General features: G+C 40.1%; 11 protein-coding genes. All 11 read right to left on the bottom strand.

The genetic code is table 11. From position 1 onward, the window contains the following. Positions 1 to 46: 46 nt before the first annotated feature. Positions 47 to 1060, bottom strand: a complete 1014-nt coding sequence (cydB, locus tag IEU71_RS00270; RefSeq protein WP_004910851.1) for a cytochrome d ubiquinol oxidase subunit II — start codon at positions 1058 to 1060, stop codon at positions 47 to 49. Further along, the gene (locus IEU71_RS00275) at positions 1060 to 2535 is read right to left on the bottom strand and encodes a cytochrome ubiquinol oxidase subunit I (protein WP_004910849.1); all 1476 of its coding nucleotides are present in this window, start codon (positions 2533 to 2535) and stop codon (positions 1060 to 1062) included. The genes cydB and IEU71_RS00275 overlap by 1 nt, the downstream gene beginning before the upstream one ends. Before the next feature lie 201 nt (positions 2536 to 2736). Beyond that, on the bottom strand, positions 2737 to 3036 hold the full coding sequence (locus IEU71_RS00280; RefSeq protein ID WP_004910847.1) for a DUF1292 domain-containing protein: 300 nt from the start codon (positions 3034 to 3036) through the stop codon (positions 2737 to 2739). Between the two features lie 79 nt (positions 3037 to 3115). After that, entirely contained in the window at positions 3116 to 3547 is a 432-nt protein-coding gene (gene ruvX, locus IEU71_RS00285; RefSeq protein WP_004910845.1) for a Holliday junction resolvase RuvX, read from the bottom strand. After that, a complete protein-coding gene (locus IEU71_RS00290; protein ID WP_004910843.1) occupies positions 3547 to 3798 on the bottom strand; it encodes an IreB family regulatory phosphoprotein in 252 nt (83 codons plus the stop codon). The genes ruvX and IEU71_RS00290 overlap by 1 nt, the downstream gene beginning before the upstream one ends. A gap of 101 nt (positions 3799 to 3899) precedes the next feature. Beyond that, the gene (alaS, locus tag IEU71_RS00295; RefSeq protein ID WP_004910842.1) at positions 3900 to 6581 is read right to left on the bottom strand and encodes an alanine--tRNA ligase; all 2682 of its coding nucleotides are present in this window, start codon (positions 6579 to 6581) and stop codon (positions 3900 to 3902) included. 250 nt (positions 6582 to 6831) lie between these two features. Then, entirely contained in the window at positions 6832 to 8166 is a 1335-nt protein-coding gene (locus IEU71_RS00300; protein ID WP_004910840.1) for an aspartate aminotransferase family protein, read from the bottom strand. Between the two features lie 64 nt (positions 8167 to 8230). Then, the gene (locus IEU71_RS00305) at positions 8231 to 9661 is read right to left on the bottom strand and encodes an APC family permease (RefSeq protein ID WP_004910838.1); all 1431 of its coding nucleotides are present in this window, start codon (positions 9659 to 9661) and stop codon (positions 8231 to 8233) included. Between the two features lie 162 nt (positions 9662 to 9823). Next, the gene (locus tag IEU71_RS00310) at positions 9824 to 11206 is read right to left on the bottom strand and encodes a gluconate:H+ symporter (RefSeq protein ID WP_036066408.1); all 1383 of its coding nucleotides are present in this window, start codon (positions 11204 to 11206) and stop codon (positions 9824 to 9826) included. 106 nt (positions 11207 to 11312) lie between these two features. After that, a complete protein-coding gene (gntK, locus tag IEU71_RS00315) occupies positions 11313 to 12851 on the bottom strand; it encodes a gluconokinase (RefSeq protein ID WP_004910835.1) in 1539 nt (512 codons plus the stop codon). A 114-nt stretch (positions 12852 to 12965) separates the two neighbouring features. Beyond that, positions 12966 to 13874 carry a phosphogluconate dehydrogenase (NAD(+)-dependent, decarboxylating) gene (gene gnd, locus IEU71_RS00320; RefSeq protein WP_004910833.1) on the bottom strand — a complete coding sequence of 303 codons (909 nt, stop codon included), beginning with the start codon at positions 13872 to 13874 and terminating at the stop codon, positions 12966 to 12968. Between the last annotated feature and the right edge of the window lie 12 nt (positions 13875 to 13886).

Below are 13886 nucleotides of genomic sequence, written 5' to 3' on the forward strand. Positions count from 1 at the left end.
TTAAACTAAAAAACGCTCACATCAATTGTAAACGTTTTTTGTTTTATTATTCAACCACTTTGTCCGCGACAATGCGCTTACGGAATACCCAGAAACTCCAAATTTGGTAAGCAAGGGTAATTGGTAAGGCAGTTAAGACGACAATAGTCATCACTTTTAAAGTGTAAGGTGACGAAGATGCATTAATGATTTTTAGGCTGTGTAATGGATCAGCTGCAACCATCACACGAGGAAACATACCTACAAATAGCAAAACGACAACTTCCACTAATGTCAAACCAGATAACACAAATGGCACACCCTCTTTTGTCTTAGCAATAGCCAAGTACCAACCAAGCAAGGTTGTTACAACAATTGCTACCAGAATTAGCAAAGTCCACAATGTTTTTGTTTGCAAAAAGTCAGTGTAGAAAAACAGCAAAACAGCAAACAATGCTTCACCTGCCAAAAGTAGTGGATACAAAACTTTTAGCTGTGTTAAAGCACGAACACGCAAATCACCATCAATCCGCAAACGCGTGTAGTTAAGGCCGTGAACATAGCTCATTAGTGCAACTGCGACACCGCCCACTAGTGTAAATGGCGTAACATAATCGAAGAATCCTGCCGAAATGTTACCTTTGGCATCCATTGGCATACCGGAAACCATCGCTGTAAAAATCATACCTAAGAAGAATGGTGCAATGAACGAAGACAGCGCAATCAATCTTTCCCAAAGTTGCGTACCTTGAATAGTTGGCATGTGCTCACGAAATTCAAATGACACACCACGGTAAATCAATGCCATCAAGACAATAAACAAAAGTAAATAAAAACCAGAAAATAGTGATGCATACCAATAAGGAAAGGCAGCAAAAGTGGCACCACCAGCAGTCAAAAGCCAGACTTCGTTGGCATCCCAATTCGGTCCAATCGCTTCATATAGCGCCTGCCGATCTTTTTGATTTCGTGCGTTAAAGGCAAACTGCATACCAACGCCAAAGTCATAACCCTCTAAGAATAAGAATCCTGACCACAAAACAGCTATTAATATGAACCATAAAATTTGTAGAAAACTCATTATGCTTCTACCTCACTTCCTGATAGATGTTCATAAGGGTCACGTGGTGAAGCTTCTGCTTCTTCCTCTGCATCCGGACCAGCATGAAGCACGCGTCGAGACAACCAAATCATGACACCACCCAAGGCAGCAAAAGTTAAGAAGTAAACAATGTTAGAAATCAGCAATGAAGCAGCTGAAACATTTGGCGAAACAGCATCTGCGATTGTCATCAAACCATAAACAACCCAAGGGAAACGACCCAATTCAGTGACCAACCATCCGGCTGTATTAACCACGAATGGGAAAAATGTCATAACACCCATTATCCATAAGAACCAGCGCTGAGACAAAATTAAATTAGACTTCTTACGGTTAAACCATAGTGCAACAACGGCGACAAGGCCAAGTAATCCAGCGCCCATTGCCATCACACGGAATGAATAAAACAACGTATTTTCTGGTACATAGTAGTTTTTGATACCATCAGTTGTTTTACCGTATTTCTTTTCAAATTGCTTTTCAAGCTCAGTTGTACCAGTAGTTTTCCCGCCAGTCAAAGAGTGATTACCAAGAATTGACAATGCATAAGGAATTTCAATTTTGGCAATGACACGATGTGTTGCAGGATTAGTCACTGAAATCAATGACCAAGGTTGTGCTTTATCAGTTCTTTTGGATGCATCAAGAGTTGTATCAACACCTTCCATGGCAGCGTACTTCATAGGCTGCATTGACTGCAACTCAAAGGCATGTTGATCACCCGTAATCAAGGCGCCACCAACACCAACCAAAGCAACAACTAAGGCAACATTAATTGACTTACGGAAGAAATCAATTTGTTTGTCACCTTTTTTTAATTTGAGCAATTTAAACGCTGCCATGCCAGCAACGATAAAACCACCTGTTACAAAAGTACCAACTAAAACGTGCGGAAATTCGATCCAAAGCTGTTTGTTTGTCAGCAGAGCACCAAAACTTTTTAATTCAGCTCGACCCATGTGGTTGTCAATTGCATAACCAACTGGATTTTGCATGAATGAATTGGCTGCTAAAATCCATAAAGCAGAAATACTTGATGCAAAAGCGACAACCCAAATAAAAATTAAATGAATGGCTGGCTTAAATCGGTCCCATGTAAACGACCACAAACCAATAAAGGTTGACTCCGCAAAGAAAGCAACCAAAGCCTCAATCGCCAATGGCGCACCAAAAATGTCACCAACGTATCTTGAATATTCAGACCAGTTCATACCAAACTGGAATTCTTGAATAATACCTGTCACGACACCCACAGCAAAACTGAGTAAGAAAATCTTACCCCAAAACTGTGTCATTTTTTTGTACGTCTCATCTTTTTTGATGACATACAACGTTTCCATTAACGCAACGACAACAGCTAATCCTATTGACATTGGTACAAAGAAAAAGTGAAAAATCGTGGTCATCGCGAATTGGAATCGCGCTAAATCTAGTATGCCCACTAATGCAACCATAACTATTCCTCCAACGTATTGGTGTCGATTATTATGACAATCAATACTTTCAAATATTCAACTTGATGTATTACACAAGAAGTTCTCTATGAATAGTTTATCACTTGATAAGCTTGATTTAAAGGCTTTTATAATTTTTTGCAATAAAAATGTACCTTGTAATTTGGTCAAACAAAATTATAAGGTACATTTTAATTCAATTTAGTTAAAGTTCGTATCATCGTCCAAGAAAGTGTTAAGCACTTCTTCGACCATATCCCACTCTTTGTCGTCTTCAATTTGAATAAGTTCTTCTTCGGTAGCATCACCATTTTCATCAGGGTTGAAAATGTAGGCTTGTATATCAACTTCCTCATCATCCTCAACACCCTCAGGGACTAACAAAATATAATCTTTGCTATATTCATCAGAATGGAACGTGAAGAGAATTTCATAAAGCGCTTCATCACCGTTTTCATCAATTAGGGTAATTTTTTGTACTTCTTGGTTATTTTCACTCATAGTCATTTCCTTTAACTGTTAATGATTTCATTATAACGTAAACGCGCTGATCCGTATACCAAGAACAGCGCGTTTTGAGTTATTTAGTTAATTTACCGTTCGCATCCAGATAATTCTGTAAAATAAATTCTGCAGCAATTTTATCAATGACTTGTTTCCGCTTTTTACGTGATACATCAGCTTCTTCAATTAACATGCGTTCAGCTTGAACAGTTGTGAGCCGCTCATCTTGAAAATCCGTGGGCAAATTAAAGTGCTCTTCAACCATTTTGGCGTATTGACGAGCTGCTTCGGCACGGGGCCCTTCACTGTTATTCATGTTTTTAGGTAGACCCAGAACAACACCCTTAACTTGCTTTTCTTTGATAATCTCACCAAGACGCTCTAGTCCAAATTGCTCTTCATCCTCGTTGATACGAATAATTTCGACACCTTGTGCAGTCCAACCCATTGGATCACTGACCGCAACGCCCACTGTTCGACTACCAACATCTAATCCTAATAGTCGCATTATTTATCTAAATAGGCGTGTACGAGCTCTTCAATTATTTCGTCTCGTTCGTGACGTTTAATCAAATTTCGAGCATCATTCAAACGCGGAATATAAGCTGGGTCTCCAGACATCAAGTAACCTACAATCTGGTTAATTGGATTATAGCCCTTTTCTTCCAGTGCATTATACACAATTTCTAATGTTTCATGAATATCCTTAGGCAACTGATTTCCAAAGTCAAAAACAGCCGTTTCATCTCCTACTGTCATGGTACACGCTCCTTTCTCTTCAAAATGCAATGTGATTGACACATTGTTACTTACTACTCACTATAATACTAAATTATTTTCTCAATCAAGTTACAAAAAAATTACTTATCAGCTAAGAAATCTGCAACGGCTGCCAATGCGTCTGTGATACCATCAGGATTTTTACCACCTGCTTGTGCCATGTCTGGTCTGCCACCACCACCACCACCAATTTTTGGTGCAATGGATTTAATTAAATCTCCTGCTTTGATTCCTTGCTTAATCGCTTCAGATGAAGCAGCAACAATCAAGCTCACCTTACCTTCTGCAGCTGATGCCAAAACCAAAATATCAGAGGGCTGCTTTTCTTTCCAATTATCAGCCACTTGTCGGAGACCATCAATGCCATTCACAGTCAGCGCTTTCGCAATATAACTGTGATTGTTGACTGTTTGAACATCGTCAAAAATCTCGCCCGATTTAGCATTAGCTAATTGTGCGGCAAGAGACTCATTTTGACGCTGTGTATTACGCAATTCAGCTTGCAGTTCGCTCACTTTATTAGGTGTATCTATTAATTTTTGTGCTTTCAAGCCATTAGCAATTTGTTTCAATGCTTTTTCTTCAGACTGGTATAATGCTAATGCTGCTAATCCTGTGACAGCTTCAATTCGGCGTACACCAGCGCCAATACCGGATTCGCTGACAATTTTGAAAATGCCTAGTTCCGCCGTACTATTGGCATGCGTGCCACCATCAAATTCTTTGTTAAAATCACCAATAGAAACGACTCGGACTTTTTCACCATACTTCTCACCGAACACCGCCACAGCACCCAGTTTTCTAGCTGACTCAATATCTGTTTCAACCCATGTAATCGGCAAATTTTTGGCAATTTCTTGGTTGACCATTACAGCAATTTCATCTAAATCATTATCAGAAACTGGACCATCATGGTTAAAATCGAAACGTAAGTAGTCAGGTTCAACAAGCGAACCAGCTTGATGCACATCCCCACCTATCACATTCCGTAGTGCTTGATCAAGCATGTGGGTCGCTGTATGATTTTTTGAAACAGCAATGTGACGTGCCATGTCAACTTCAAGCGTAACACGGTCACCTAAATTAAAGTCAGATATTACTTCGACGGTATGAATATGCTGTCCATTTGGCGCTGTCTGTACATCAACAACATGTCCAATGAGCGCACCAGCCTGATTTGAAATGTCACCAAAGTCAGGCACTTGACCACCCATTTCAGCATAAAATGGTGTCACATCAAATACAAGTTGCGTTGTTTGACCTGCAGTGGCACTATCTAATAACGCGTCAACACCAGCGCTATCTTGACCAATAATCGCAACAATTTCGGCATTTGAAACCTTTGTTTCAGACCATCCAACATACTTAGAATCCACTTTCAAATCAGTTAGAACAGCATTTTGAACACCCATTGACTTGTCACTAGAACGTGCTGCACGAGCGCGCTCACGTTGCGCTTGTAAAGCATCACGATAGCCATCAACATCAACTGTTAAGCCTGCATCAGCAGCTTGCTCTTGTGTCAATTCTAGGGGGAAACCATACGTATCAGACAGTTTGAAAGCATCCAGACCGCTAATTTGGTGTTGACCATTCTTTTTGGCGTCAGCAATCACGTCATTCAATAAAGCCAAGCCACCAGCTAATGTTACATTAAATCGTTTTTCCTCAGAGGCAATTGTTTTTTGAATTTTCGTTGCGTTTTCTGAAATTTCTGGATAATAACTCACCATAATTTCACCAACAACTGGGACTAACTTAGTCAAAAATTCGCCCTTAATGCCTAACTTTTGTCCATGCAATACAGCACGACGAAGTAAACGACGGATAACATATCCGCGTCCTTCGTTTGACGGCAACGCACCATCACCAATTGCAAATGTGATAGCACGAATATGATCGGCAATCACTTTAAAACTAGTATTGCTTTCACTATCTTGACTATCATCATAAACAAAACCATCTGTTAAAGCTTCTGTGGCATGAATAATAGGCAAGAAGAGATCAGTATCAAAGTTAGTTCGACCATTTTGGAAAACAGAAACGACACGTTCCAATCCCATACCTGTATCGATATTTTTATGTGGTAATTCAGGGTATTGCGAATTATCAGTCAACCCCGGCAAATGATTAAACTGTGAAAACACGATATTCCAAATTTCTAAGTACCGTTCATTTTCACCACCGGGATACATTTCAGGATCATTGTCTGGTAAATCTTGAAATGCTGGTCCCCGATCAAAGAAAATTTCTGAATCAGGACCTGATGGGCCCTCACCGATATCCCAAAAATTATCTTCTACTTCGTAAATATGGCCATCTGGTAAATCTGTTTTTTCCTGCCAAATTTGTTTTGCTTCTTGATCTTTCGGGTAAACAGTGACATAAAGCTTTTCTTTATCCAAACCATACCACTCTGGACTCGTGAGCAGTTCCCATGCCCATGGAATCACTTCGGCTTTGAAATAGTCACCAATTGAAAAATTACCCATCATTTCAAACAAAGTATGATGACGTGCTGTCTTGCCTACATTTTCAATATCATTGGTACGAATAGCTTTCTGAGCGTTTGTAATACGCGGATTTTTAGGCACCACTGTACCATCAAAATATTTTTTTAATGTCGCAACACCTGAGTTAATCCACAATAGTGTTGGATCATCTTGCGGAATCAGATTTTTTGAAGGCACGATTTCATGCCCTTTAGAAGCAAAAAAGTCTAAAAACATTTGACGAATTTCTGCTGAACTCAACTCTTTCATGACAAGTTTTCTCCTTAATTAATATAAAAAGACCAAAACAAAGTGCGGACGCTTTACCGTGGTACCACCGCAATTTGTAATGATCTTTGATCTTTACCTTTATAGCTCATAACGCCGAGACGCGGTGATTTTTCAATCACATCTAGTTTTGGGAGCACAACCTCATATACGTGTGTTTTTCATCAGCCAACACATTTCTAATTGACAATACACAAGGCCATATATCCAATGCCAAATCAATTATATCATATCACCAACCAATATGACTATCAGTTTGTGGTAATACAATTTTTCCCGCTTCTAAATCTGAAAAAGCCTGATCAATAATCGCCAACGCTTTGGTTAGTTCTTCTTCCTTAATGACTAGTGGGGGCTGAAAACGTAAAATATTGCCTCTCAAGCTAATCATAATCGCGCCAAGCTCAAATATACGGTATATCAATTGATTGGTCGCATGCGTGTCTGGCTGTCCTTGATTATCAATGATATCAATGCCGCCATTTAAGCCATACATGCGAACATCACCGATAAAATGATAACGTTGTGCTGCATTTTCAAAAAATGTTTTTGCAATTTTCCCTAATTCATACGAACGCAAAACCAACTGTTCTTGCTCGATAATGTCTAATGTCGCCAGCGCTGCTGCTGCCGTGACTGGATTACCGGCCGTTGTATAAACGTTAGCAGGCGCTGATAAACTCGACATGATATCTCGACGTCCCACAACTGCACTTAATGGTAAGCCACTTGCAATTGATTTACCAATGCTCATCAGATCAGGTACTATACCAAAATGATCAATAGACCACATTTTTCCTGTTCGACCAAGCCCTTGATTAACTTCATCAACAGCAAACACAATATTATGTTCACGCGTAAAATTATAAACTAACGTCATAAAACGTTGTGGGGCTTTAACAATGCCACCATCACCTTGAATTGGCTCGATAATGACTAACGCCACTTCATCGGCGGGTAAATAGGTTTCAAATGGTAGCATAAATTGTTTGAATAGTCGATTAGAAAAATCGTCATCACTTTCATTAACCAAGCGTTGCGTTTGATCGGGATATGGTACTTTAATAACATCTGGCAGTAGAGGGCCAACTTTTCGCGTCATATTCAAACTCACACCTGAAATTGACATAGAGCCATACGTCGACCCATGATAAGCACCAGTGAAGCTAACAACATAGGATCGGCCAGTATATCCGCGAGCAAATTTGATAATCGCATCATTAGCATCAGAACCAGAATTGCCAAAAGCGACTTGTTTATCAAAATTTCCTGGTGCAATATCTGCCAGACGTTTTGCCAACTGAGCTGTTGTTGTGTTAGCAAAGTAAGCCGGCGTATACTGAATTAATTTCTGCGCTTGCTGGGTAATTGCCTCAACCACTTTTGGATGTGAATGCCCCGTATTGGTAGCACTAGCACTGGCTAACAAATCAATATAGTCGTGACCATTGGCATCAGTAATAATGGCACCACTACCATGATCAATCACAATATCAAAATACTTAACTCGTGTTGCATCAGCTAAATAAACCTTTTCTTCATTTAAAATTTCCGTATTTTTCGACATATGAGGCAGCTTTCATTTATGATTTGTGTACAATAAAAGCCCTGAAACAACAGGACTTTGTCAATTAATTTCGAGATAATTTACTATGTTTGGCACCATAAATGGCATAAATTATCAAACCTAGTGCAAACCAGCCAAATGCGTATATTTTAGCCTGATCATCTAATTCATAAAAAATGAATCCTGATCCTAAGGCAGCTAACGCTGGTAACACAGGATAAAATGGCATTTTGAAGCCAGGTTCTTGAATATCCTTACCTTCACGTGGGCGCAAAGCATAAATACCAAGGGAAACAATCATAAAGGCAATTAATGTACCAGCAGAAATCAAACCAGCTAACTCAGTGAAACTGAAAACCGATCCAATCAAAATTGCAATTACTGATAATGCTAATAACGCATTGTTAGGAAGCCCCTTATCGTTAACCTTACCCAAAAAGTTTGGCAACAAACCATCACGTCCAAAAGCATACAGCAATCGTGATCCTGCAAGCATCATACCAATGATGGCTGTGAACATACCAATCAAAGCAACAATAGACAATAGATTTGAAGTAAAGACATGTCCTGACTGCAATAATGCCCAAGCAGCTGGCGCAGCATTGTCAGCATACTTAGAATAAGGGAACATACCAACCAGAACCAAAGCAACCGTAACAAACAAAATCGTAGCAATGATGAGTGATCCAATAATACCACGAGGCATCGTCTTCTTTGGGTTCTTTGCTTCAGCGGAGTTAGCTGCAATCGAATCAAATCCGATATAAGCCAAGAATATTTGTGAGGCACCGGCGAATATGCCTGTCCAACCACCGAACTCCGTACCAGCCTTGTGCGCTGGAATAAATGGTACATAGTTACTAGGATGAATTGCTGTCAAACCAACAGCAATAAAAATCAAAATGACAGCAACTTTACCGATAACCAACACATTTTCTACTCGAGCGGTTGTATTTGTACCTCGCCAAAGTAAAATAGCAACAATCAAAACAGCAAACAAGGATGAAATATCAATTATGCCACCATTACCTGCAACAAATGATCCTGCTAACGCTTTCGGCAACGCTAAATGATGAGACGCTAAAAATAGTTTGAAATTAGCTGACCACCCTGACGCAACGAATGCAACAGCAATAAAGTACTCAGCCAAAAGTGCCCAACCAGCTATCCATCCAAAAACCTCACCAAACACAACATTAGCCCATGAATAAGCAGAACCCGCAAATGGCAATGCAGATGCAAATTCAGCATAGGCAAAGGCCGCAAGTCCGGCCACTATCGCAGCAATAACAAACGAAATTGCAACTGCTGGTCCCGCATGATTAGCTGCAACAATTCCCGGTAAAGTAAAAATGGCTGTGGAAACAATAGTTCCAATTCCTAGCGCCAACATTTCTTTGACACCCAAAGTTTTACGTAAGTGTCGATCACTTTCCGTAAAACTTACAGGCGACGCTTTGTGAAACCAGCCTGTTTTTTTATTTAATTCTGACATATGTTTATCCCTTCAACGCTTAAAAGTTATTATAATATATTAACATTTTCTCATCTTAGTGTCAACATTCCCATGAAAATAAAATGAAAGTTATTATATTTTTATTATCATGGGATAAACTCCCTCAAATAAAAAAACCACCTTTTAAGGTGGTTTAGCAGTTTAAGCGAAAATAGTTGTCATAATCAAAATGACAATCAAACCTGTCACTGAAATAATTGTTTCTAGTACCGTCCAAATTTGGAACGTTTGCTTAACACTCAAGTCAAAGAATTCTTTAAAAATCCAGAAACCAGCATCATTGACGTGCGATGCTATCAATGAACCGGCACCAATTGCTAAGGCAACAAATACTGGTAGTAATGTATTTCCTGGATTAGAAGCCAAAATACCTGTAACAATACCAGCAGCAGTCATGCCCGCAACAGTTGCTGAACCAACTGAGACACGCAACACCGCAGCAACAGCCCAAGCAAATAGTACCACAGCGATAGGGCTCATTGAGCCCCCTGCTTGGAAAGTTGTAGCAATTTTGTCAGATAGGCCAGAGGTAACCAAGACACCACGCAAAGCACCACCACCACCAACAATTAACAGAATACCTGCAACAGCAGCCATACCTTCATTTAGTGATTTACCTACTTCAGTCATAGACTTTTGTTGCCAGATTCCCATTGTAAAGATAGCAAATACCAAAGCAATTGTCATAGCAACCGCAGGATTGGCAGCAAACTCAACCACTTGGTCAACCATTGTTGGATTTTTAGGAGTCACACCACCAGTGTATATTAGCTTATAAACGGTAGCTATAATCATAAATATCAATGGAAAGACAGAGGTCAAAACTGACAAACCAAAGTTTGGTGTTGCTTTGAGATCATATTCCTTGACTGGTCCTACTGCTTCTATTTCTGTTTTAAATTGGAATGCACCAGGTGCATATTTTTGAGCAAGTTTAGTAAACATTGGCCCAGCAACCACGGCAGTAATCACTGACACGACCAAACCAAAGATCAACATCATACCAATATTAGCACCCAAAGCTGATGCAACAGCGGTTGGTGCTGGCTGTGGTGGTAAGAAGCCTTGAGCAGAGCTCAAAGCAGCAGTCATTGAAACACCTAAATAAAGTAATGGCACGCCGGCTTCAATGGCAACTGCGAACACAATTGGTATCAAAAGTACCATACCAACACCAAAAATCATTGAAATACCAATAATAAATGATGCAATCAAAACAGCCCATTGCAAGCGTTTCACACCAAACCAATCAATTAATGTCTTGGCAATGCGATATGAACCACCTGCGTCTGCCACCAAACGACCAATCATTCCACCAAAGATGAAAATAACTGAGTTGGGACCAAGAATATTTCCGACGCCTTGTGCACCGAGGACAGCGTCAGGAATTTGCATTGGCTTCATGCCAAGCAGCAGCGCTAAAATAAACGCAGTGATAATTAATGATACGAATGTGTTTAATTTTAATTTTGCAATCAACAACAACAAAATTAAGATGGACACGATCAACATGACGAATTCCATGTGTATATATAGCCGGCTTAAAAACCGCTTTCTCCTTTTATGGTTATCAGTAAAAGCTAATGTAGACACCAATATTTAACCGTACTTAAATATTTTGATTAGCTGTTTACTTAGAATGTTTTCTTTGATAATTAGCAATATTTTCATATTCCGTCTGCAATTGGCGCGATAATCTGATGAAAATTGGTGCTAATTCTCGATAAGCCTCGAAATTTTCCGGATCTGGTTGGTAAGTATTAGAAGCACCAACATACTTTTCAATTTCGTACAAATCGTCAATCTTACCCAATGCTTTTTGGGCAACAATTACTGCTGCCAACGAACCAGATTCAAATGCCTCTGGCACAGTTACTGGTTGTTCGAAGATATCAGCGAACATTTGACGCCAAAGTGGTGACCGAGCAAAGCCACCAGTGGCTTGAATTGACTTCAGTCCACCAACAACTTCTTCCAAAGCTAGGCTGACCATATAAACGTTGAAAGTAATGCCCTCTAAGACAGACCTTAGCATGTGGGCACGCGTGTGTGCATGGTTAAGTCCAAAGAATGAACCGCGAGCATTAGCATCCCAAATTGGTGCACGTTCGCCACCTAAGTATGGATGGAAAATCAATCCTTCTGATCCAGCTGGAATGCGAGAAGCAATTTCAGTCATCAAATCATACGCATCTTCTCCCAGCAAAGCAGCGGTAGATTTTTCAGCGTCAAACATGTTATCACGTGCCCAACGGAATACATCACCACCATTATTAACGGGACCACCAACGACCCAATGATCCTTATCCAATGCGTACGTAAAAGTACGTCCCTTAGGATCAATCACTGGTTCATCAGCAACCACGCGAATAGCACCAGACGTACCAATAGTAATGGCCGCCACACCCGGTTTAACAGCATTAACACCCAAATTTGATAGTGGCCCATCGCCAGCACCATAAACAAAAGGTGTGTCTGCTGGAATACCAATCACCGCAGCATACTCAGCGACCATATTTGTTTCATATTCATATGGTTCAACCGGTTTTGGTAATTGTGATTTTGTGACGCCAGTCACTGTAAGTGCCTGTTCATCCCAATCAAGATTGAAAATATTAAACAATCCAGTACCAGAGGCAATCGAAATATCCATTTTATTGCTGCCAAACAAGCGATGGAATAAATACTCTTTGATACCTAAATAGTGCGCAGCATTTTCATAAACGTCATGATGTTCCTCTTTCAGCCATAATAGCTTTGACAAAGGTGCCATCGGATGAATAGGCGTTCCAGTTTTTTTATAAATTTGAGCGCCTAAACCATTAGATTTCAGTTCTTCTGTATACTTAACTGCTCGTGTATCAGCCCACGTAATAACACGTGTCAATGGCTTCCAGTTTTTATCAAAAGCAATTAAAGAATGCATCGCTGAACTGAATGAAACGGCGGCAATTTTGTCACCGTCTTTTAAATCAGCAGCACGCACGACATCAGTTAATGCTTCAATTAGGGCATCAAAAATTTCATTTAGGTCTTCTTCCGCCATATCTGGTACATCACGATACAATGGATAACCTTTATTAGCACTGGTTACAACCTGATCTTTATCGTCAAACAAAACTGCTTTAGTTGACGTTGTGCCTAAATCGACACCAATCATATATTCCATGTGTTCACCTCAAATTACACAATTAATAATTGTTAAACGTTGAACATTATTGCATTAACACAGAAAAAGCTCCCAATATGGGAGCTTCTATCCAAGAAAACGAACAGATTCTTATTACTTGGCAGCGTCCATTGCGTGACCACCGAAGCCGTTACGCAAAGCTGAAACAACCTTACCTGTAAATGTGTCATCTTGCAATGAACGGTAACGCATTGCCAAAGACAAGTAAATAACTGGTGCTGGAACATCCAAATCCAATGATTCCTGCACTGTCCACTTACCTTCACCTGAAGAATGCATACGACCAGCAATAGCATCCAAATGTGGATCCTTGGCGAACTGTTCTTCAGCCAATTCCATCAACCATGAGCGGATAACTGATCCGTGGTTCCACAACTTTGAAACAGCTTCATAGTCGTAGTCAAATTGTGAGGCTTCCAATACTTCGAATCCTTCGGCAATTGCTTGCATCATACCGTATTCGATACCGTTGTGAACCATCTTCAAATAATGACCTGATCCCAAACGACCTGTATACAAGTAACCATCTTCTTCAGCGATTGACTTGAAAAGTGGTTCAATAACTTGCCATGCTTCGGCGTCATCGCCACCAATCATGAAGTTACCACCATTACGGGCACCGTTCATACCACCTGAAGTACCGGCATCAAAGAACTTGATACCTGCAGCAGTTGTACGCTTGTTTTGTTCCAAGTTGTCTTTGTAGTTAGAGTTACCACCATCAATAATGATGTCACCCTTGTCCATCTTGGCAATCAATGTATCGATAGTTGAGTTAGTTGGTACGCCTGCTGGCACCATAACCCAAACAGCTTTAGGAGATGGCAACTTTGACAACATATCATCGATGTCTGAAGCGCCTTCAATTGAAGCTGAATAGTCAGTTGCTTCTTTGACGAAGTCAGCATTCAAATCGAACGCTACCACTTCATGACCGTTATCAACGGCGTTCTTAACCAAGTTCAAGCCCATCTTACCAAGGCCGATCATCGCAAACTTCATGTTTACATACCT

The organism is Leuconostoc falkenbergense, from assembly GCF_014634805.1.
In the GTDB taxonomy this organism is placed as follows: Bacteria; Bacillota; Bacilli; order Lactobacillales; family Lactobacillaceae; genus Leuconostoc; species Leuconostoc falkenbergense.